Annotated in this window: 22 protein-coding genes; 9 read left to right on the top strand and 13 right to left on the bottom strand. The window is 54.3% G+C overall.

The window, feature by feature from the left end:
- Positions 1 to 203 precede the first annotated feature (203 nt).
- Together AC4G46_RS10785 and AC4G46_RS10780 are read left to right on the top strand one after the other, a co-directional pair.
- On the top strand, positions 204 to 518 hold the full coding sequence (locus AC4G46_RS10785; RefSeq protein WP_491124359.1) for a helix-turn-helix domain-containing protein: 315 nt from the start codon (positions 204 to 206) through the stop codon (positions 516 to 518).
- A gap of 38 nt (positions 519 to 556) precedes the next feature.
- Positions 557 to 1,507, top strand: a complete 951-nt coding sequence (locus AC4G46_RS10780) for an IS3 family transposase (RefSeq protein ID WP_491127930.1) — start codon at positions 557 to 559, stop codon at positions 1,505 to 1,507.
- 325 nt (positions 1,508 to 1,832) lie between these two features.
- Here AC4G46_RS10780 and AC4G46_RS10775 read toward each other — a convergent pair whose 3' ends face one another.
- From AC4G46_RS10775 to AC4G46_RS10760, 4 genes are all read right to left on the bottom strand, one after another.
- Positions 1,833 to 2,054, bottom strand: a complete 222-nt coding sequence (locus tag AC4G46_RS10775; RefSeq protein WP_491127929.1) for a hypothetical protein — start codon at positions 2,052 to 2,054, stop codon at positions 1,833 to 1,835.
- 236 nt (positions 2,055 to 2,290) lie between these two features.
- The gene (locus AC4G46_RS10770) at positions 2,291 to 2,689 is read right to left on the bottom strand and encodes an FxsA family protein (RefSeq protein WP_068729664.1); all 399 of its coding nucleotides are present in this window, start codon (positions 2,687 to 2,689) and stop codon (positions 2,291 to 2,293) included.
- Positions 2,689 to 3,219 (bottom strand): acyl-CoA thioesterase, encoded by a 531-nt coding sequence (locus tag AC4G46_RS10765; protein ID WP_491127928.1) that lies wholly within the window; start codon positions 3,217 to 3,219, stop codon positions 2,689 to 2,691. Before AC4G46_RS10765 ends, AC4G46_RS10770 begins: the two co-directional genes overlap by 1 nt.
- A gap of 58 nt (positions 3,220 to 3,277) precedes the next feature.
- Positions 3,278 to 4,459, bottom strand: a complete 1,182-nt coding sequence (locus AC4G46_RS10760; RefSeq protein ID WP_491127927.1) for an MFS transporter — start codon at positions 4,457 to 4,459, stop codon at positions 3,278 to 3,280.
- Between the two features lie 102 nt (positions 4,460 to 4,561).
- Between AC4G46_RS10760 and AC4G46_RS10755 the strand changes: the two genes are divergently transcribed.
- The gene (locus AC4G46_RS10755) at positions 4,562 to 5,359 is read left to right on the top strand and encodes a G1 family glutamic endopeptidase (protein WP_491127926.1); all 798 of its coding nucleotides are present in this window, start codon (positions 4,562 to 4,564) and stop codon (positions 5,357 to 5,359) included.
- 81 nt (positions 5,360 to 5,440) lie between these two features.
- On the opposite strand, the gene pyk is transcribed toward AC4G46_RS10755, so the two are convergent.
- The 6 genes from pyk to AC4G46_RS10725 all read right to left on the bottom strand — a co-directional run bounded on the left by pyk (position 5,441) and on the right by AC4G46_RS10725 (position 13,711).
- Positions 5,441 to 6,865, bottom strand: coding sequence for a pyruvate kinase (gene pyk, locus AC4G46_RS10750; protein ID WP_039871757.1), 1,425 nt, complete (start codon positions 6,863 to 6,865; stop codon positions 5,441 to 5,443).
- Positions 6,866 to 7,195: 330 nt separating this feature from the next.
- Positions 7,196 to 8,197, bottom strand: a complete 1,002-nt coding sequence (locus AC4G46_RS10745; RefSeq protein ID WP_491127925.1) for an acetyl-CoA carboxylase carboxyltransferase subunit alpha — start codon at positions 8,195 to 8,197, stop codon at positions 7,196 to 7,198.
- 1 nt (position 8,198) lies between these two features.
- Positions 8,199 to 9,092 carry an acetyl-CoA carboxylase, carboxyltransferase subunit beta gene (gene accD / locus AC4G46_RS10740; RefSeq protein ID WP_491127924.1) on the bottom strand — a complete coding sequence of 298 codons (894 nt, stop codon included), beginning with the start codon at positions 9,090 to 9,092 and terminating at the stop codon, positions 8,199 to 8,201.
- 77 nt (positions 9,093 to 9,169) lie between these two features.
- Complete coding sequence (locus AC4G46_RS10735) at positions 9,170 to 9,358, bottom strand: hypothetical protein (protein WP_039871751.1); 189 nt, start codon at positions 9,356 to 9,358, stop codon at positions 9,170 to 9,172.
- Positions 9,359 to 9,506: 148 nt separating this feature from the next.
- Positions 9,507 to 10,007 carry a phosphatidylglycerophosphatase A family protein gene (locus AC4G46_RS10730; RefSeq protein ID WP_491127923.1) on the bottom strand — a complete coding sequence of 167 codons (501 nt, stop codon included), beginning with the start codon at positions 10,005 to 10,007 and terminating at the stop codon, positions 9,507 to 9,509.
- A gap of 74 nt (positions 10,008 to 10,081) precedes the next feature.
- Positions 10,082 to 13,711: a DNA polymerase III subunit alpha gene (locus AC4G46_RS10725; protein WP_491127922.1), complete on the bottom strand. Its 3,630-nt coding sequence runs from the start codon at positions 13,709 to 13,711 to the stop codon at positions 10,082 to 10,084.
- A 133-nt stretch (positions 13,712 to 13,844) separates the two neighbouring features.
- On the opposite strand from AC4G46_RS10725, the gene AC4G46_RS10720 reads away from it, so the two are divergent.
- The 3 genes from AC4G46_RS10720 (at position 13,845) to AC4G46_RS10710 (ending at position 15,115) form a co-directional block, all read left to right on the top strand.
- Complete coding sequence (locus AC4G46_RS10720) at positions 13,845 to 14,168, top strand: YtrH family sporulation protein (protein WP_068728693.1); 324 nt, start codon at positions 13,845 to 13,847, stop codon at positions 14,166 to 14,168.
- 7 nt (positions 14,169 to 14,175) lie between these two features.
- Complete coding sequence (locus tag AC4G46_RS10715; protein ID WP_491127921.1) at positions 14,176 to 14,679, top strand: sporulation membrane protein YtrI; 504 nt, start codon at positions 14,176 to 14,178, stop codon at positions 14,677 to 14,679.
- Between the two features lie 127 nt (positions 14,680 to 14,806).
- Positions 14,807 to 15,115: a YtpI family protein gene (locus tag AC4G46_RS10710; protein WP_491127920.1), complete on the top strand. Its 309-nt coding sequence runs from the start codon at positions 14,807 to 14,809 to the stop codon at positions 15,113 to 15,115.
- Positions 15,116 to 15,416: 301 nt separating this feature from the next.
- Here AC4G46_RS10710 and AC4G46_RS10705 read toward each other — a convergent pair whose 3' ends face one another.
- Entirely contained in the window at positions 15,417 to 16,751 is a 1,335-nt protein-coding gene (locus AC4G46_RS10705) for a DRTGG domain-containing protein (protein ID WP_491127919.1), read from the bottom strand.
- 305 nt (positions 16,752 to 17,056) lie between these two features.
- Entirely contained in the window at positions 17,057 to 17,341 is a 285-nt protein-coding gene (locus AC4G46_RS10700; RefSeq protein WP_491127918.1) for a hypothetical protein, read from the bottom strand.
- A gap of 158 nt (positions 17,342 to 17,499) precedes the next feature.
- Between AC4G46_RS10700 and AC4G46_RS10695 the strand changes: the two genes are divergently transcribed.
- A complete protein-coding gene (locus tag AC4G46_RS10695; RefSeq protein WP_491127917.1) occupies positions 17,500 to 18,075 on the top strand; it encodes an LURP-one-related family protein in 576 nt (191 codons plus the stop codon).
- Between the two features lie 193 nt (positions 18,076 to 18,268).
- Here the strand turns inward: AC4G46_RS10695 and AC4G46_RS10690 are convergent, their stop codons facing one another.
- A complete protein-coding gene (locus AC4G46_RS10690) occupies positions 18,269 to 18,610 on the bottom strand; it encodes a YlbF/YmcA family competence regulator (protein ID WP_068728702.1) in 342 nt (113 codons plus the stop codon).
- Positions 18,611 to 18,802: 192 nt separating this feature from the next.
- On the opposite strand from AC4G46_RS10690, the gene AC4G46_RS10685 reads away from it, so the two are divergent.
- Positions 18,803 to 20,170 carry a YheC/YheD family endospore coat-associated protein gene (locus AC4G46_RS10685; RefSeq protein WP_221802428.1) on the top strand — a complete coding sequence of 456 codons (1,368 nt, stop codon included), beginning with the start codon at positions 18,803 to 18,805 and terminating at the stop codon, positions 20,168 to 20,170.
- Positions 20,171 to 20,180: 10 nt separating this feature from the next.
- Positions 20,181 to 21,347: a YheC/YheD family endospore coat-associated protein gene (locus tag AC4G46_RS10680; protein WP_491127916.1), complete on the top strand. Its 1,167-nt coding sequence runs from the start codon at positions 20,181 to 20,183 to the stop codon at positions 21,345 to 21,347.

The raw sequence follows: 21,347 nt of genomic DNA, 5'->3' as shown, positions 1-21,347 counted from the left end.
CGACTAACGGACACAGATGACCTTATTTTCGCCATAATCGGGTCTTTATCAAGCTAACGGACTCCACAGCCTTTATTTGCAGATATTTGAAGCAAAATCAGCAATTTCAGAGGAAATAAGGGCTCTTCCTCCACAGCCCCCTAATGTAGTTGGAGTCCTCCCCCATAAAAATGTAGACTTTATACATGAGGAGGATGAGCACAATGGGGAAAATGTCCGAACAGAGAGAGAAGGCTGCACAGGAGGTCTTGTCTGGCATTAAGGCAGCGGTTGTTGCTAGAAAATATGGTGTTACCCCGGGTACGGTGAATCAGTGGGTAAGGGATTATCGGGAACAGCATGGCGAACAAGAGCATCCCTATCCCCAGGAGCAGGCAGAAGAGCTGAAGCGCCTTCTTGAGGTCGAGCAGAAATACGAGAAGGCCGTCAAAATGCTTGGAGAAAAAGATCTGGAGATCGAGATTCTACGTGAACTGCTAAAAAAGCCAACCCCTGCTTATCCGAGAAAATCAAGGTAGCCGAGCGGTTCATTAAGCAGGGGAATTCAGCAGTCCTGGTGCTGCGTATCATTGGGCTGGCGGAGTCCACATACTATGACCATATCAAGCGCAAGTTGCAATCCCCGCAAGCAGCTCAAGGTGGGCGCGGGAGACCTGTACCGGGTTATTCCCTTACGGAGTCAGGGGAGAAGATTAGCGACGAGCAAATTCAAGAGTGGCTTCTGGAATTGATTTCTGGAGAAGAGCACGTGTACGGGTACAAGCTGCTTGCGGAATGCTTGTGGAATCAGTACAGGTTAAAGCTGAACCATAAGAAGAGCTACCGGCTGTGTAAGGCACTAGATATCCTGCAGCCACAACGTCAGAAGCGCTTCAAGCATCCCCGGAAGCTGCCAGAGAACCGAGTCATCACCGGATGTAACCAGCTCTGGCAGATGGACATTAAATATGGTTACGTCGCGGGTCGCGACAGGCATTTTTTCGTCCTTAGCATTATCGATGTATTCACCCGTGTCATCGTCGGCTACTACAGAGGATCGTCGTGTGAGGCGAAGCATGTCTGTCAGACGCTTTGGAGAGCGATGGACTCTCACTGTACGAATCACAGCGAACGCCCAGTGATACGAACCGACAATGGACCACAGTTCGTGAGCCACCTTTTTGGAGATATGTGCGAAGGTTGGGAGATTACACACGAACGGATTCCGCCTCGAACGCCGGATCTCAATGCTTTTATTGAATCGTTCCACAGCAACATGGAGAGAGATCTATTTGGCAAGGAAGAATTCGCAACGTTTGAAGACGCCTATGAAGCCGTAGACGGGTACATGGACTTCTACAACAACCGCAGAATGCATACCAGTCTTCGCAGAATGCCACCGGCCAAATTTTCAGAGTGGGTCATGAGCCTAGAAGACCGATCCGCCTTCTTCTGGCCGAGGAAAAAGGCGAAATATAGAGTAAGCCTACGACAAGAGTCGATTTTAAATAGGAGACTCCGGAATTAGGGGGTCGCACCGCTTCGGTCCGTTAGTTTTGCACAGTGTCTCATACATATCAAATAAGGTCGCCTCGGTCCGCCAGCCTGCTGCCTGTGTTACTTTTTCAAACAGCAGTAAGCACTGGACATTTGCATACACTATTAATCCATCAGTCTCACAATTGTTTAGCCGGCGCTTTGTGACACTGTTCAGGTTTGTCCGGTGCTATTCAAGATTGTATGGTTCTGTTTAGTATTGGTCTGTGCTATTCTGTATTCTCGGTGCTCTTTAGCATTGACCTTGTACTATTCAGGATTGTCCAGTTGCTATTCAGCATTGGCCCCGGCGCCATTCAGGATTGTCCGTGCTCTTCAGCATGGTCTGGTATTGTCTGGTATAGGTGAAACGTCCATTGTTGATGTATTGTCGAGGTATTTGTCAAGGTATTTGTCAAGGTATTTGCTGAGGTTTTGCTGAGGTTTTGCTGAGGTTTTGCTGAGGTTTTGCTGAGGTTTTGCTGAGGTTTTGCTGAGGTTTTGTTGACGTAATATTTAGCTTTTTCCATACTGTCCACCAATGCCCCTGCTTACTCCACCCCGAGCATGTATTCCCGTTCTCCGGAACAAAAATGGCCAATCTGTTTTCAGAACTCACCCGCTCCTCGCCAGCTGCCCCACCCCCTACCCTTAACCAAACAAAAAGCGCCCCTGCCGCATTGCGGACAAAGACGCTACAATAATAACCCTCAACTAATTGCAACTAGGTTCAACTAACCCGGCTATCTATCCATTCCAAACGGCAGCTTCGCCCTTACCTCCGGTAAAAAGTGAAGGTGCCGTTTTTCATTTTTTTCTCAATCCATTTCAGCAGAAAAACCCGGTAAAGCGGCCGGGTCAGCGGAAACACCAGTGAAAAACCGATTATATCCGTAACGAAGCCGGGCAGGATCAGCATCAGGCCGCCGAAAAAGATACAAAGTCCGTCCAGCATTGTCCGTCCAGGCACCTTGCCTTCCTGCATTTGCACCTTACTGTCCTGCAGCACCTTTTTGCCTTCAAATTGCATCATCAGAAAACCGATTACCGATGTAACGACCATGATGAGCAGTGTTTTGGGCGCACCGATAAAACCCGCCACATAAATAAACCCGAATAATTCCACGGCCGGGATTACAAACATAGCAGCCCACAGCCATTTGCTTCTAATCATTATGTTCCTCCTTCTTCCCTCAGCGCCCCGGTAATGGCATTGTACAGCTCGGGCAGCGCCCGGTCCAGCCTTACCGGCTTCCAGTCCTTGTTCAGCCAGACATGAGAGGTTGAACCGCTGACCAGAAGCTCGCCCGCAAGCGGAGCATCCGCCGGACCAGACGCAGCACCTGATCCGGAACTATAGCCGGAACCGCTGCCAGTGAGGTCCGCCAGCCGGCGGATTTCGTATTCGTATACAACCCTCAGAGGCGAAAAGACGCTGAGCCGTGCATACACGGCGATAAGATCATCATAGCGTGCCGGACTTTTAAATTGCAAATCTGCAGCGGTCACGGGAAGCATTACACCCATTTCCTCAAGCGAACGATAGGCAAAGCCAAGCCCGCGGAACATTTCGGTCCGCCCGCTCTCAAACCAGCTCAGATAGTTGGCATGGTAAACCACGCCCATCTGGTCCGTCTCCTGATATCTTACGCGGAAAGCGGTGCTGTACCAGCGGCTGGCCGGCACCGGTTCACGTGATTTCATAACAAATCGCCCCTTTCAGTAGTCAATGGCAGACACAGCTGCAGCCTGAAGCCTGAACTCACAGGCTCAGGCCGTTCGAAGACGCCGGCAGCTGCACCTTGCGGCGCGAGCTTCTGGCCACATAGAGCAGCAGCACCGATCCGACAGCAGCACTCAGCATACAGGCCAGATTCATCAGCCCGACACCCCCGCTACTTAGCAGCAGGCCGTTCAGCAGATTTCCGAGAATTCCCGCAAACCCGGAGAAGACAATATTAAAGACGCTTTGGCCGGTCGCCTGAATTTCTGAGGATGTAATCTGGGATACATATTCAACCGCAGCAATATAGAAAAGTCCGAAGGATAGGCCATGCAGAACCTGTACTCCGACCATAACCGAAGGATACGGAAAAGCTACCTGTATGCCCCAGCGCAGCACATAAATAAGCGCTCCGATCAGCAGCGTGCGTTCACGCCCCAGCTTGCGGATAACCTTTGAGGCATAGAGCATGGAAGGCACATTGGTAAAAGAAGCGATAAACAGGGCAATCCCGGCGTAGCTCGCCGAACCCCCCACAGACTGAAAAGCCACTACAAAATAAGTGCCGAACGCAGCCATCGTCTGGTTCACCAGAAAGCATCCGCCGAGAAAAGCGAGAAAAATCCGGTTGCTGAGCAGCTGCTTCACACCCTGTGAAAAGGATTGGGTCATCATATGGTTTTCTTCCGCCTGTCTGGGCAGCGTCAACGCGAATATTACAGCTACTGAGCTCAGAAGCAGAAAGGGCAGCCAGATGGTCGATACCGAAAACAGCTCAATATACTGCCCGCCCGCATAGGCCCCTACGGCCGCCCCTATGCTCATCATCATCCGGATGCTGCCGTATGATGACCCGGCCTTGTTCGCGGCTGCAATGGCGTAAGAATCGGCGATAGGCGCCTGTGTAGCCGAGAAGATGGTAGACACCGTGTAGATCAGCAGCATAACGACAAAATAGTCGAACCGGTAAAAGCCTGCCAGCACTGCAGGTACAGCCACACTGAGGATCAGCACAAGACGCGCCTGGTTGTATCTGTCAGCAATCAAACCCCACACCGGTTGAATACAAATGGCAATCAGCGTACCGGCCGCCATCATCATACCGATCTGGCTGACAGCCATGCCGTTATTCTTCAGCAGCAGGGTCAGATATGAGCCGAAGGAGCCCCCGGCCAATCCCAAAAAAAGATAGAAGCCGCGCAGCTTCATTAGTTTGTTCATAGGTGCTAGTAGTCCTCTCCATTCCTTTTTAACAGATAACCCATACTTTACGAGACTCCACTGCATTAGATAGAGCAGAACCTTATAAAAGGCGGTGGACAAGTGAGCACAGTTCATAGATTTCAGCGCAGTCGGCCCTGTCTAGCTGACAAATCCAATACAGGCCGGACCCGGAATACCGGCTTCGGCTGGACGTCAAGCAACTGGAGCGGATATGCCATTACCGGCAAGAAAGGCGCCTTCCGGCGGATCTCGGCCGAGTGGACAGTCCCCTACGTAAAACCTACGGCTAAGCCTACTTATTCTTCGGCCTGGATCGGAATCGACGGTTTCAAAAACAGCAGTCTGATCCAGACAGGCACCGGCCATGAATCCATGAACGGAACCGTTCATTATTATGCCTGGTGGGAGATTCTCCCCGAGGCCGAGACCGTCATACCGCTTCCCGTGTCCCCAGGAGACCTTATCCGGGCCAGCATTGTAAAGCTCAGCCCAGGTAAATGGTGCATCCGGCTATGCAACCTGAGCAAGCACTGGACCTTCCGCATCATCCGGCGCTATAACGGCCCGCAGTCCTCTGCCGAATGGATCATGGAAGCGCCGCAGGTCGGGGGAACCGTTGCCAATCTCGCCAAAACCTCATCTGTGAACTTCCGCTGCTGCCAGGTCAACGGGATTAGCCCCAGGCTTAAGCCTGCAAACGGCGGCATCATGATCCAGAACAAGGTTACAGTCGCCGTACCCTCGAGTCCCAATGCCAAGGGTGATGCATTTACAGTAAAACGTCTATATCCAAAAGGCCTCTCGCAAGCGTACCTGAAAAGCCCTGTTTTTATCCGCACCAAAGCAACAAGCGCTCTCAAAAAACCCTCAATCAAATATAATCATTCAAAGCCGTGATATCAAGCAAAAAAGCAATGGCGAATTACACCATTGCTTTTTTGCTTATCTCTTTTATCCGTTATGGAAATGAAGCCTGTCTTAGTCGGCAGGAATCGTATCCACTTTCACGAGGTTAGTGGAACCGGAACGTCCCAGCGGGATACCGGCAGTGATCACAACGAGATCTCCTGCTTTTACCAGACCGGAAGCTTTACCGCCTTGCAGTGCAGTAGCCAGCAGTTCGTCAGTAGAGGTAGCTTCTTTGCCGAATACTGGAGTTACGCCCCATACCAGAGCCAGCTGACGCATAGTTCTTTCTTGAGTCGTAACAGCGATGATTTGGGATTTAGGACGGTATTTGGAAACCACGCGTGCAGTGTGGCCGGTTACAGTCGAAGAAAGAATAGCTTTAGCATTCAGGTCCAGAGCGGAGATCGCTACGGATTGGCTGATAGCTTCAGTAACAGTTGTTTCTTGCGCGATCTGCTGCTTCATGAAGATTTCACGGTGGTTCAGGGCAGATTCTGCTTTTTCGGCAATGCGGGACATGGTCAGTACGGATTCTACCGGATATTTCCCGGCAGCTGTTTCACCGGACAGCATGATTGCATCAGTACCGTCGAAGATAGCGTTAGCTACGTCACTCGCTTCAGCGCGGGTAGGACGCGGGTTGCGCTGCATGGAATCCAGCATTTGGGTAGCTGTGATTACCGGCTTGCCGGCAATGTTACATTTTTTGATCATCAGCTTTTGAGCCAAAGGTACATCTTCAGCAGGAATTTCTACGCCGAGGTCACCGCGGGCAACCATCAGACCGTCAGATACTGCCAGGATTTCATCAAGGTTGTCGACGCCTTCCTGGTTTTCGATCTTGGAGATGATTTGGATGTGGGAAGCATTGTGCTTCTCAAGCAGTGCACGGATTTCCAGAACGTCGCTGGCTTTGCGAACGAAGGAAGCGGCGATAAAATCGATGTCCTGTCCGATCCCGAAAACGATATCGTTGGTGTCTTTTTCCGTAATACCCGGCAGGGAGATGGAAACTCCTGGTACGTTAACGCCTTTTTTGCTCTTGATTGTACCGCCGTTAACAATACGGGTCTTGATTTCAGTGCCTTGAATGTCTACAACTGTAAGTCCGATAAGACCGTCATCGATCAGGATTGTTGATCCAACCGAAACGTCGTTAGGAAGGTCGCTGTAAGTGATAGAGATACGGTTTTGATCGCCAAGGATTTCTTCCGTAGTCAATGTCAGGTACTCGTCCTGAACCAGTTCAATCGGTTCTACTTCCAGCTTGCCTGTACGAATTTCTGGTCCTTTGGTGTCAAGCAGGATAGCAACGGTCTTGCCCAGTTCCTGGGAAGCCTGACGAATCGTTTTGATCCGGTTGCCGTGCTCTTCAAAATCGCCGTGGGAGAAGTTCAGACGGGCTACATTCATACCAGCCAAAATCAATTTTTTGATGTTCTCCAACGATTCACTTGCAGGTCCGATCGTACATACAATTTTACTTTTCCGCATTAGGTTTTCCTCCGTTTTTTCGTTCTCTCTGTCTCACTTTTTCCAACTACAAAATCTACTATAAGGCTTAATGTTTGTATAGGAACTATATCACATGCACCTTTTACTGCGCCCTAATGAATATTACTGCAACTTGGACACAAAATCAATGTTCCAGCGTGTTTACTCTGTAAATTTACGTCGAATTTACGCAATCTGTCACCAAAATAAAAATCATCCCGCGAGCGCTGCGGGATGATTCCTATGGAAACAAATGTATAATCCAGTCTTCCAGGGCTCCAGACCGGAAAGAACTTCCATATGTGTGAAAGTGCAAATGAAATTGTTACTCTACTCCACGTTCTGGACTTCTTCTTCAGGTAATAGAGACTCTTGGGTACCTTCGGCAAACTCGCCGATTTTGCGGAATTTGCGGTAACGGTCCTCCTTGAGCTCAGCGGCATCCAGACTGGACAGTTCCTGCAAATGGCGCCACACGGCTTCCTTGATGTTGGCCGCAGCATTCTCGTAATCCTGATGCGCGCCGCCCCGCGGTTCCGGGACGATCTCCTCGATGACTTCCATCCCAAGCAGATCCGCTGCGGTAATCTTCATCGCTTCGGCAGCCTGCTCCGCTTTGGAGGCATCCTTCCACAGAATGGAGGCTGCGCCGTTCGGCGAGATCGCCGAATAGATGGCATGCTCCAGCATCAGTACACGGTTGCCCACAGCCAAAGCCAGAGCCCCGCCGCTTCCGCCTTCGCCGATGACGACACAGATGACCGGCACAGCCAGCTGGGACATCTCATAGAGATTGCGTGCAATGGCTTCAGACTGCCCGCGTTCCTCCGCCGTATTCCCCGGGTAAGCTCCCTTGGTGTCGATAAAGGTAATGATCGGGCGGCGGAATTTCTCCGCCTGCTTCATCAGCCGCATGGCCTTGCGGAACCCCTCCGGGTGCGCGCTGCCGAAAAAGCGCTGGATGTTATCCTTCGTATCCTTGCCGCGCTGCTGTCCGATTACCGTAACCGGCACGCCGTTCAGCTTCGCAATGCCGCCGACAACGGCCAGATCATCCCCGAACAGGCGGTCGCCGTGCAGTTCCAGGAAATCCGTAAAAATCAGCCCGATCAGATCAAGCGAGGTCGGACGTCCGTGATGCCGGGCCAGATGCATCTTCTGGGAGGCGGAAATATTGCTGTAAATTTCATCCGCAAGCACGCGGTAACGTTCTTCAAGCCGGATAATTTCATCCGTAAAATCAATGCCCTTCTCTTCACCGAACTGCTTCAGCTCGGCAATCTTCTTGCGCATTTCTACCAGAGGCATTTCAAAAGGCAACTCTCCCGCCAACCTAAAATCCCCCTTTCACATCATGCAGCTCCAAAATCCGGGTCAGCGTAGACCGCATTTCCTTACGGTGCACCACCAGGTCGAGCTGGCCGTGCTGAAGGTTGAATTCAGCCGTCTGGAAATCATCCGGCAGCTTCTGGCGGATTGTCTGCTCAATAACGATTCTCCCGGCGAAGCCGAACACGGCACCGGGCTCGGCAATAATAATATCGCCAAGACTCGCAAAGCTCGCGGATACGCCGCCGGTAGTAGGGTCAGTAATGACCGAAATATATAATCCTCCGGACTCGCCAAAACGGGCCAGAGCCGCGCTTGTCTTGGCCATCTGCATCAGGCTGAGGATACTTTCCTGCATCCGTGCTCCGCCGGAGGTGGAGAAAATCAGCAGCGGGAGTCTCTTCTCCGTCGCTTCTTCCACCGCACGGGTAATCTTCTCCCCTACTGCGGAGCCCATGCTGCCTGAGAAAAATTCAAAATTCATCACCGCAACAATGACAGGATGGCCGCCGATGGCGCCCTGGCCGGTCACTACCGCCTCAACTTGTCCGCTTTTGGAGCGCTGCTGCTCAAGCTTCGAGGCATAACCCGGGAACTGCAGCGGGTCCACTGAAGACAGCTCGCTGTCAAACTCGATGAAGTTCTCCGGATCAAGGGTCATGGCGATCCGTTCCAGCGCATTCAGCCGCATATGGTGGCCGCAGGCCGGACATACCTTCAGGTTCTTCTCCAGCTCCTTGCTGTACTGGATCGTACCGCATTTACTGCACTTACTCATAAGCCCTTCGGGAATCTCCCGCTTCGGGCGTTCGCCTTCCGCCGGTCCGCCGCTCCGCTCCAGACGTTCTGAAGGAATAGTCGCGTACTTCCGTTTTTTCTGAAATAAATCTTTGAACAAGGGTCGCACCTCTTCAGCCGTTTATTTGCGCATTCAGCAGCTTGCCGCTGTCAACTACTGCACTTATACATATTTAATTAGGGATGTAAAATCAGATTCAGGGCTTCCTGTACTTCCTCAAGCTCCCCTGAAGGGACCAGAATCTCAAACTGCTGCTTGGACATATTAATCGGACGGCACTTTACCAGAAATCCTTCTTCCGTAAGCTTGCTCTGAATCATATCCGCCACTTTGGCGGTTGGCGCTATATAAATTACCGTCCACATGCCCTGCAAGGCCTCCCTGATCTCAATTCCCAGCCGTATCCCGCGTATAATGGAATCATGATAACACAGTTTTCTTTTTTCCCGCAACAGGAGTAAAACGGAGGAGGCGGGACCAGGAGGCCGCATTCACCAGCTATCAGGTGATCCCTTATGGCGTACCGGTGACATGGGGGTACACCTTTGCGCCTTCATGTCGGTGGGCGATCCGGGCAGAAGCGGCTGCGGCAATTCCGGCAACCAGGTCATCCAGGAATACATGGATTCTGCCCGGCTCATCATTGAGCGTGCCGATCACGCCAAGCTTGACTTTGTCCAGGTAGCCGAAGCTGGTCAGCCCGATCATCCCGTACACCCCGGTAATCCCCAGCGCCAGCGTCTCGTCCGCGCCGTACAGCGATTCATCCGCCTCCATCACCGCCTGCAGCGGCTGGGGAAGCGCCCCTTTCTCTGCCAGCTCATCCAGGGCAACGCCTGTCATGAGCGTGTACTGCACCTCTCTTTTGCCGAGCACCGACTTCACGCTGGACATACATTCTTCCTCTGTTAAATCCTGATAATATTTGGATTGCAAAATATATACGATCTCAGCAATGGACGATAACGTAACTCCCCTGCGTTCCAGCAGTTCTGTTGCCATTTGATAGGACATGTTGTCAATCCCCTTTCCGCACGGGACCATTCCCTGTGGTTTCCTAATGTATGCGGAAAAGGGCGAAAATGTTCTTATTTTATTCTTACTGTACCGGCTCCCAGCATGTCTTCGACCGCTGCGAACAGCTCCGGCGAGGGCTCAATCCGGTAGCTGTCGCTGAGCGCCAGCACCCGCTGCTCGCGCTCGTAGAACAGCAGGGTGGCTGCAGGCCCGGGATGGGTCTGCAGCAGTGCCTGCAGGCGCGAGAGCAGCGCCTGGTTCTCCGCGGCCGGCGTGATCTTGATAAAGACACGCTGGCCGCCTCCCGCCGCACCCGCAGGTGCGGCGGGAGGGGCTGCAGGCGCTGCTGCGCCGCCTGCGGCAGTGCGCGGTGCGCCGGTGCCCCCGGCGCCGCCCCGCGGGGCAGGAGCGCTGCGCGGCGCTCCTGCAGAGGCCGTCCGTCCGCCGGACGGACGGGAGGCAGCTGCGCTGCGGCGCTGCAGCAGGCCATGAAGAGCGTCCGCGCCAAGCGGCGCGACCTCCTCGGCCAGCAGCTTGAAGCCCTCGTCCTCCTGCTGCACCTTGGCGCGCAGGGCGAGCAGCGCACCCTTCTCGACCAGGCTGCGGCTGCGTTTCCACACCTCAGGGAACAGCACGACCTCGCAGCGCTCGATCTGGTCCTCCCACTGGATGAACGCCATCGCCTTGCCGGCCTTGGTCGTAATCTCCTTGATGGAGACGACCATTCCCGCCGTAACCGTCTGGCTCTCATCCGCAGCTTCGCCAAGGTCCATCAGCCGCTGGATGCCCGGCTCCTCAAGCAGGGCCGCACTGTCGTCCAGCGGATGGCCGGACAGGTACAGCCCGAGCAGCTCACGCTCCAGCTCCAGCTGCTGGGTTACACTGAACCTCGGGATATCCGGGTAGCGGATTTCCCAGTTCGGGGTTTCGATCAGATCGTCGAAGAGCTGAATCTGCAGCTCGTCCCGCTCCTTGCGCCATTTGGCGGCTGCATCCACGGTTTCATCGAGCATGGCCAGCAGCTGGGCCCGGTGGCCGGGCAGCCGGTCAAAGGCGCCTGCCTGGAGGAGCGATTCGATGACGCGCTTGTTGCAGACGCGCAAATCGACACGGCGGCAGAAATCGAGCAGGCTGTCGAACGGACGATCTTTACGGACAGCCATAATGTTCTCTACCGCCAGCGTTCCGACATTTTTCACGGCTCCCAGCCCGAAGCGGATATGGCCGCCGCCCCCTTCCCCGCCGGGAACCGGAGTAAACAGCACGCCGCTCTCGTTGACATCCGGCGGCAGAACACCGATGCCGGTGCGCCGGCATTCCAGCACATATTCAGCCACCTTGCGGTGGGTGCCCATGACGGCCGTCAGCATCGAGGCCATGAACTGCACCGGATAGTGAGCCTTCAGATAGGCGGTCTGGAAGGCCAGCACGCCGTAAGCGGCGGCATGGGCCCGCGGGAAGCCGTAATCGGCGAACCGGACGATCATATCATAAACGGCATTCGCATCCGCCTCCTGATAGCCCTGCTGCAGGCTGCCCTCCACGAAATGACTGCGTTCCTTGTCCAGTGTCTCGCGCTTCTTCTTTGACACTGCGCGGCGCAGCAGGTCGGCTTCACCAAGCGAGAAACCGGCCATCAGGGAAGCAATCTGCATAATCTGCTCCTGGTACACGATAATGCCGTACGTATCCGCCAGAATCGGCGTCAGGTCGGCATGCGGATAGTCCACCGCTATATCTCCGTGCTTACCGGCGATAAATTTTGGAATGAACTCCATCGGGCCCGGACGGTACAGCGCCAGTACCGAGATGACATCCTCGAAGCCGGAGGGCTTCAGGTCCTTCAGCACACGCCGGACGCCTGCAGACTCCAGCTGGAAGACGCCGGTCGTCTCGCCGGCCCCGAGCATTTCGTAGGTCAGCGGATCATCATCGGGAATGGTGCGGAAATCGGGAGCCGCCCCGTCCATCTCCCTGATCCAGCTCATGCAGCGTTCAATAATCGACAGCGTCCTTAGTCCCAGAAAGTCCATCTTGAGCAGTCCCACGCTCTCCAGATGCTCCATGGAATACTGGGTCAGTGCCGTGCTCTCATTGCCCGCCTGCAGCGGCACCGCATCGGTCAGCGGGCCTTTGGAAATGACAACACCGGCAGCATGTGTGGACGCATGGCGCGGCATGCCTTCAACCTTCATCGCCATGTCGAGCAGTTCCCTGGTCTTGCTGCTGGTCTCGTACAGCGCCTTCAGATCAGGGCTGCCCTCAAGTGCGCGTGCAATGCTGATCCCGAGCTGTCCGGGGATCAGCTTCGCTGCCTTGTCCACCTCATTGTAGGGCAGGTTCAGCACCCGGCCGACATCACGGACCGCCGCTCTGGCTGCCATTGTTCCAAAAGTAATAATTTGTGCCACATGCTCCCTGCCGTATTTCTCGACCACATAAGCGATAACCTCATCACGGCGCTCATCGCTGAAGTCAATATCAATATCCGGCATCGTAATCCGTTCAGGATTAAGAAAACGCTCAAAGAGCAGGTTATATTTCAGCGGATCCACATCGGTAATCCGCAGGGTATAAGCGGTCAGACTGCCTGCTGAAGAGCCGCGGCCCGGGCCGGTAGCGATGCCTTGGCGGTGGCAGTAGGCAATGAAATCCCAGACGATCAGGAAGTAATCGCTGAAGCCCATGCTCTCAATGACGCCCAGCTCATAGTCCAGCCGCTGCTCGGCAGCAGCCTTCCGCTCGGATGAATTCCACAGCGGTGTATTCTCATAACGCGCTTCCAGCCCGCTGCGGCAGAGCTGGCGCAGATAAGCTGCTGCATCCAGCCCTTCCGGCAGCGGGGAATATTCGGGGAGAATATGCTGCCCGAACGTCAATTCCAGATTGCATTTATCGGCAATCTCCTGCGTATTGGTGATCGCCTGCGGCACATGCGGAAACAGCGCCGCCATCTGCTCTCCGCTCTTCAGAAACAGCTGGTCCGTGCCGATCTTCAGCCGGTCCTCATCGTCCACCGTCTTGCCTGTGCCGATACAGATCAGCACATCCTGGACCTCGGCATCCTCCTTGGCCAGATAGTGCACATCATTCGTTGCTACAAGCGGAATGTCCAGCTCCGCTGCCAGAGCAATCAGCTGCGGATTAACCCGCTTCTGCTCGGGAATACCGTGATCCTGCAGCTCCAGATAGAAGTCGCCGCCAAAAATCTCCTTGTAGCGCAGCGCCGACCGGCAGGCCTCCTCCTCACGCCCGTGCAGCAGATGCTGCGGGACTTCCCCGCCCAGACAGGCGCTCAGACAGACAATACCCTCCGCATGGGCGGCCAGTGCCTCCATATCAATGCGCGGCTTATAATGCTGGCCCTCCAGATGGCCGATGGAGACAAGCTTCATCAGGTTTCTGTAGCCGGTTTCATTCTTCGCGAGCAGAATCAGGTGATAGATCGGCTGATCCTTGCGGCTGCCCCGCTCACGCCGCGAGCCTGCCGTCAGATAGGCTTCGCAGCCGATAATCGGCTTAATGCCGGCGGCTGTGCATGCTTTATAAAAGGGGATTGCCCCATACATCACTCCATGATCCGTCAGCGCCAGCGACTTCATGCCGTATTCGCCGGCCCGGCGCACGAGATCCGTAATGCGCGCGGCGCCGTCCAGTAAACTGTATTCGCTGTGCACATGCAAATGCACGAATGGGCTCATGATCCCCACATCCCTTCTACTCTTCAAATCAAAACATAAGATGAAACTATTTTATCATAATACCGGGGGAACCGCCCATAGAATGGATTAAGTGCACAGGGACAGGCGGGACTTGTCCGGAAAGGGGCCTTGTATGAGTATTTTTATGAGCAAAGCCGTTCTTGATTTCTTCATCGCCTTCGGCATTGTCCTGGGCGGCGCCATGCTTGGAGGGATCGGTGCGGTCGTCTCCCTGCAGCCGCCGACGCAGACGATGCTGGACATCGCCGACCGGATCAAAATCTGGGCGCTCGCCGCCGCAGTCGGAGGCACTATCGACCCTATGCGGGTCATTGAGAGCAATATGATCGGGGGCAATCTGTCTCCCGCCATCAAACAGATCCTATATCTGGTATTCGCCTTTTTAGGCGCCCATATGGGCAGCGAGCTGGTCAAATGGGTGTGCGGCAAGGGGTGAGCGGACCATGAGAATCCCCCCTTTTCAGCGCTACCGCCGCTTTTCACAAATTTCCGCTGTCTTTGTGCTAGGCATGGTGGTGGGGGCCGTTATGTACAACGCCATTTTTCATTTGAGCTATAATGTGCTCTGGCTTAACAATCAGGAAATGAGAGTGGAGATTGAGCAGTACCGGAACGATATTAAGACCCTGAAAAAATACAACAACACCTCGACCGTGATCCGGGAAATCAAGCTGCGCACTGAGGAGAACAAGACTAGCGGGGGTAGCGGCGTGCTGGATCAGGTAACCTTGAAGGAAATTATCAGCCGGATGAGCGAAGACCTGGAGCCGATGCGCGGCCGCAGCATGTTCGACATTGATACGGACGGCAAGCTGGCGCGGCTGCTGCTGGACGGAAAAATCTACATCGTCCGTGAAAAAGAATACTCCGTACGGATCCGGACCATGCTGGTCATGGAGGGCGTGCTGCAGATCTGGGTAGAGGTCAATCCTTATAAACGCAGCTGAGCCGCAGATTAGACGGGCGTGCCGGCGTAGGCCGTGCTACAATAATGGACAGGTATATAGGCAAACGGAATTCATGCAGAGGGCTTAACTTTTTTGAATGATCTTCTGATAAAGGAGCTGCCTGTCCATGATTATGCTCATCAAGTATCTGCTGTTCATCCTGCTCGTTGTTTTTATGATTGGTGCCGCCGCATACAGCCTCTCCGCTCGCCGGACCACTAATCCGCTTGAAAAAGGCAGACGGCGCTCCATCATGAACGTGCTGCTCGGGGCCATGCTGGTTACCCTGTCGCTGATGTCAATGTTTCTGTTCCGGGGCTCGACGCTCAGTGTGATTGTGGAGGCGGTGTTTCTCGTCATCGGGGCGTTTAATATTTTCTCCGGGCTGCGCAGCTACGGGTATTACAGCCGGAGCGGGGGCAGACGCAAGGCTTAGGCGATTGTTTTTACAGCCTCATTGAGCGGTATGCAACAGCCCTCTTCTCCGCCCGGTATTCCTGAGAAATGCTAAGTGGAAAAATGCCATCTATTTTTTATAAGGATAGGATTCTGGCCAATTTAAGTGTCAAAAATCCAACTATATGCTTAATGCGCATAGTCCTGTTGAACGGCAGCAGTGTGGTAGCGGATCATACCAGTATTCCCCAACTTTACTTCAATATAATAATAGTAAAAAAAGAGAGACTGCCCGTATAGAGCGGTCTCTCTTCATGTAGCTCAACTTGCGTCCGTGCACCTCACCCGTGATCAATCGACTGCAGCATCAGTACCGCTTTGGCGACCATCGTGTCATTGTGGCTGATCTCGATCTCCAGCTTGCAGGTTCTGCGGCTGATCTCCAGCAGCTTGGGCATCACGATAATCGAATGCTCAATCTGCACCGGACGGATAAAATAGGTGGACATGTTGTCCAGCACATAATCGTTGCCGGTAATATCCTTGGCCGCCTTGAAGGCGGACAGGGTCATCAATGTGGACAGGACACCTTCGGAAATGGTACCCAGATCCGTCGCCATCTGCGGGGTGATGAAGCCGTGGAAGAACAGCCTCCCCTCCTCGTCCCGTTCCTCGGCAAATCCGTTCCAGATCAAATGATCGAACGTTTCGCCCATCTGAGGCTGGTTACTGACATCCCGCAGGCTCTGCAGAACCTCACGGCGGGTCAGCGATCCGACCAGCTTGCGGTTGCGGTCCACAATCGGCAGGAAGTCGATCCCCTCCCACATCATGATCTGCGCCGCCGAAGCCAGCGAAGTCTGCAGGGCCGCTGTAACAGGGCTGCGGACCATCGCTTTTTCGATGCTCTGCCCCTCCTGCAGCTCCTCCACATCGCGCCGTCCGACAATTCCGATGACCCGGTTCCATTCATCCGTTACAGCAAAACGCTGTTCCCCGCTGGAGAGTGCCAGCTGGCGCAGTTCTCCGACCGTGCTGGACGTTTTCAGCGTGTGCAGCCGCGGCTTGCTCTCCAGTATGTCCTCTACCAGCATGATCTTTTTCTTGATCAGCCGGTCAAAGATCGCCCGGTTTATCATCGAGGCCACGGTAAACGTATCATGTCTTGAGGAAATCACCGGCAGGTCCAGCTCGTCCGCCAGCGCTTTAACCTCACGGCTCGTACCGAAGCCGCCCGTCACCAGTACCCCGGCCCCCTGCTCCAGTGCCAGTGAATGCACATCGTCGCGGTTCCCTACGATCAGCAGGCTGTCAGCGTCAATGTAACGGATCATGGCATCGACCTTCATCGCGCCGATTATATATTTATGCAGGTGCTTGTTCAAACCGTCAGCTCCGCCTAGCACATGACCTTCCACAATGTCCACGACATCCCCGAAGGTCAGCTGATCTGATATGTTCCGCGGCTTTTTTTCGACACGGACAGTGCCGATCCGCTCCTTCGTGATGACGATACCCAGGTTCTCGGCCTCCTTTACCGCCCGGTAAGCCGTCCCCTCACTCACTACCATTTCCTTAGCCAGCTTGCGTACAGAAATTTTGGTGCCCACCTTGAGACCTTCGATATGCTGCAGCAGTTGTTCATGCTTTGTAATGTTATCGCCTTGTCCTTCCAACTGTTACACCCCCATGCCCCAATCTGTACTATTCTGTACTCATTATACAGCCGGAAATTGCAGAGTACAACCGCCCGCAGGAGGTCAAATAAGTTAAGTCCGTGAATGACCGGACAGCTAAAATAACCCCGCAAAGCGGGGCATTTACAAGGATATTACCCGGTTATGTGAGGGGATACCGGAAAGTCTTCATCAGCCAAAAAGCCCGGACGCCGTTTCCGGCAGCCTGGCCCCTGGATCTTCTGTATCAGGTGTTGTTTGCAGAGGGACTGAACACCGGGCTCCTGTCCTCTGTTCATATCCCCCTATAAACGCTGCGACATTCTGGTTTCCTCGTTCCACTTGCCCTGCCACTGCTCCAGCTTGTGCTTGCGGACCGCATCCAGCCGTTTCTGCTTCTCCTCGTCCACTCCGATGATGAAATGCAGATGCGCCGCAATAATCAGGAAAGCAAATACGCACCAGACAACCCCAAAGCCCAGCACCCAGCTTGGCCCGTTCTGGAATGACAGCTGCGGGAGTGCATAGAGCAGCATGGCAAGTGCAATCAGCAGGTATAAGCTGTGCTTGAACTTGTTTCTTTTTTTCATCACAAACAGCTCCTTCAACTGAATCTATATCTCTACTCTATGAACCGCCTCCGGAAATTATGAGACAAGTCTGCAAAAAAATATGCCTGAGCACAAAATGATATAGCACTGCCCGCGGTCATATGAGATGATATATACAATTATTAGGAGGCGATTATTTGAATCAGGCTTACGGGTACACGGAATATACGATCCGCAAAAAGGTTTTTTCGATTATGAGCACCAAACTGCATATTTATAACAGCTCTGAGGAGCTGGTGCTTTATTCACAGATGAAGGCGTTTAAGCTAAAAGAGGACATTGCGCTCTACACGGATGAGTCGATGGAAAAGGAGCTTCTGCGGATTAAGGCACGGAGCATTATCGACTTCAGCGTCACTTTTGATGTGGTTGACTCTGAGACCGGAGAGCATGTGGGCGCGCTCCGCCGCAAGGGGCTCAAATCGATTTTGAAGGATGAGTGGCTGATTCTGGACAGTCATGACCAGGAAATCGGTCTGGTGAAGGAGGACAGCACCTTTATGGCACTGTTACGCCGGATAATCAGCTTTATTCCGCAAAAATACAGTGTCGAGCTGCAGGGGGACCCGATTCCGACCTACAGCCAGAACATCAACCCGTTCGTCACCAAAATTACCGCCGACTTCTCCGGCGACCGGACCGGCCGTCTCGACCGCAGGCTAGGGCTGGCCGCCGGCATTCTGCTCTGTGCCGTTGAAGGCAAGCAGGATTAGCCGGACCTCAAGTAGATACGGCGATGCCGTCCTTCAGATAAGGCGGTAACCGTTTCTGCGAAAAATATAAGGATTATTGATAGCGTAAAACATATGAATTCTTATATTTGAATACAACAAAAAGGGGATTCTCCAGCCGACCGGCCGGGGAGTCCCCTTTTTGTTAACCCTGCTCCTGCCGGAGCGGGAATAATTAGTGACCGCCGTACATCTGCGACAGGCTGTCCGTAATAATCTTGTTCACATCTTCAATAACTACACTTAGGCGGCGCTCTGCGTCGAACAGACGGCGGATGCCGAGATTCAGGTTCAGCACCTCGAACAGCTTCTCCATTTTTTCCATTTCCTCCTGCGGAGGCATTTCCCCGTTCATCATCCGCTGCTGCAGCTCAATCTGGTTCTGGCGGAAATTGTCCAGCATCTGCTTGCTCTCCGGATCGGCTTCAATCACCTTCATTGCACTGCTGATGTCGGAAAATTCAGTGCTTTCTTTAATGGCTCTGGCCAGCTCATGTGCCTTGTCGATTACGTTCATTTGTGTTACCTCCTGAAATTTGATGTTGGGTCTGCGGTCTGCCGCCTGCAGCAATAGCGATTTACGCCCGGCACGGCTTTTTACGGAATAGGTCAATCACCAAGGGTCAGATGTCTCCATATGATGAATGATATGTAACCCTTATGATTCATAATTGCCGGCATCATGCTGCCTACCGGAAGGAGATCCACGATGTCTAAGTTCAAGATCCCGGTCCAAACGGTCCACTCGGGCATCCTGCAGGAAAACGCGATCATGCTTGGCGACAAATCCATGAAAAGGCTCAAAATCCCGGCTCACGGCATCATCCATCTGAGCTTCGGCTCATTCAGGCAGGAGGTTACTGTCATTCCTGTCCCAAAAGCCGACAGCCTGCGCGTAAGCGAAGGGCTGGCACGGCGGCTCGGCTGGAGAGGCCGGCCTGTGCTGAATGCCTCCTACAGTACCGGCAGCCGCATTCTGCGGCTCGGTCCGCTGATCGGTGTGCTGGTGAGCCGGGACCATCCTGACCAGCCGGACCGGGTGTTCGGCCAGATCACGATGTTCTGCCGGGAACTTACCAACGCCTGCCAAGCACAAGGTGCCTATGTATATTTCTTTACCCCGGAAGCGCTGGAAACGCGCAGCTCTTCCATCCAGGGCTGGGTATACGACGAGGGCTGGCGGAAGCTGAGTCTTCCTGTCGCCGATGTAATCAACAATCGGCTTACTACGCGCAAGGTAGAGAACAAACCTAGCGTACAGCATTTTCTGGCGGATGTAAAATCCCGCTACGGAACCCATTTCTTCAATGAGAAGTTCCTTGACAAAACTGAGGTATTTGAGGCGCTGGCCCAGGATACCGCCCTGCAGCGGTATTTGCCGGAATCCCATGCACTGAACGGTTTTGCCGTCCTCAAAAAAATGTGCAACAGCTACTCCAGCGTTTTTCTGAAGCCCGTACGCGGCAGCCTTGGCAAAGGCATCCTTCGCATTTCACGGGAAGAAGGCGGAGGCTACCGGCTGCTGTCCACGACACCGATGGGCACGCGCAAGCAGAGCTATCCCAGTCTTGCAAAGCTGTTCCAGTCGATTTCACCCAAAATGAAAACCACCCGCTTCCAGATTCAGCAGGGGCTTAACCTGATGGAGCTCGGCAAACGGCCGGTTGATTTCCGGGCACTGGTGCAGAAGAACGGCACCGGCAAATGGGGTGTGACTTCGATTGTTGCCCGTACCGCGGGGAGCAACCACTTCGTCTCCAATCTGGCCCGGGGCGGCACGCTCAGCACGGTGAAGGAAGCCATCGGCAAAAGCAGCCTTCCCGCCGGAATGAAGGAAAGCTCGCAGGTTCAGCTGCCCCGGGCGGCACTGGCCATTGCCCGGGGGGTCGAAACCTTTATCCCCGCGCACTTCGGGGAGCTGGGCATTGACCTTGCACTGGACCAGTCGGGGCGGATCTGGCTGCTGGAGGTCAACTCCAAGCCGTCCAAGAACGACAACACCCCGCTGAATGACCAGAAGATCAGACCGTCCGTGAAACAAATGATTCTATATTGCCGCTACCTGGCCGGGTTATAAGGAGGACACCATGACAGAACCAGCACAGGGATTCCTGGGTATAATGACCGGCCGGCGCCAGGGACATCCGCCGATCGCAGAGCCGGAGTTCTGCAGCCAGCTAAGCGCAGCTGCCCCGCTGTTTGATCTGAAGGTGCTTGTGTTCCATCCCGAAGATGTCGCGGAGAACGGCGAATCCATAACCGGTTATGCCTGGAGGGAAGGCCGGTGGCAGCAGACAGTAGCCCCTGCACCTGACATCCTGTATAACCGCTGCCTCTATTCGAGCCGCCAGGAGAAAAAGTCGGCAGCGGCAGCGCTGGCGGCGCTGTCCCGCACCGTTCCCTGGTCGCGGGGACTGCCTGACAAATGGAGAGTATATGAAATACTCCGCCGCAGCCCGGCTGCTGCACCGCTGCTGCCGGAGACCAGACTCTATTCCGGTCCGGACGCGCTTGGCTTCATGCTTGCCGAGCGGGAATACGGCGTATTTCTTAAGCCCAGGGCAGGCTCCCACGGCAAACGCACGCTGCATGCAAGGCTTACCAGCACAAGGGAAGGCGGCGGACTAAGCATCCGCGGCCGGAGCGGAGCCAACGAAGCCTTCCGCCATCACTTCAGCACCTCCGATGAAGGGCTCCGCTGGATTGACCGGTTCATCGGCAAGCGCCGCTATATCATCCAGCCTTATCTGCAGTTAACCGGCAGCCAGGGCCGGCCCTTCGATGTCCGGGTGCTGATGCAGAAGAACGGACGCGGCGCCTGGACACTTACGGGCATGGCTGTGCGGCTCGGCGGTCAGGGCAGCCTCACCTCCAACCTTCACGGCGGGGGTACAGCAGCAGCCGTGCTGCCCTTCCTGCTTGCAGAGTATGGTCCAGCCGGGGCTGAGCTGCAGGATGAGCTTGCTGCTGCTGCAGCGCTCCTCCCTCCCCTGCTGGAGGAATCCTGCGGCAGGCTCGGAGAGCTGGGCCTTGACTTCGGCATCGACCCCGGAGGCAGAATCTGTCTGCTGGAGGCCAATTCCAAGCCGGGCCGCTCGGTATTCAGGCTGACGGGTGACATCCGGGCGGCAAGACTCGCCGCCGAGAACCCGCTGCGCTATGCACGGCATCTGCTTCAGCACTCGCCGGCCGGCCGCAGAATACCCGCCAAGATGCTCCGTTACAGACAGGAGAATGAAATCAATGGTTCCTAA

Source organism: Paenibacillus sp. fava2, from assembly GCF_058313675.1.
The sequence above is the reverse complement of the archived record's forward strand: the minus strand, read 5'-3'. Positions and strand labels throughout refer to the sequence as shown.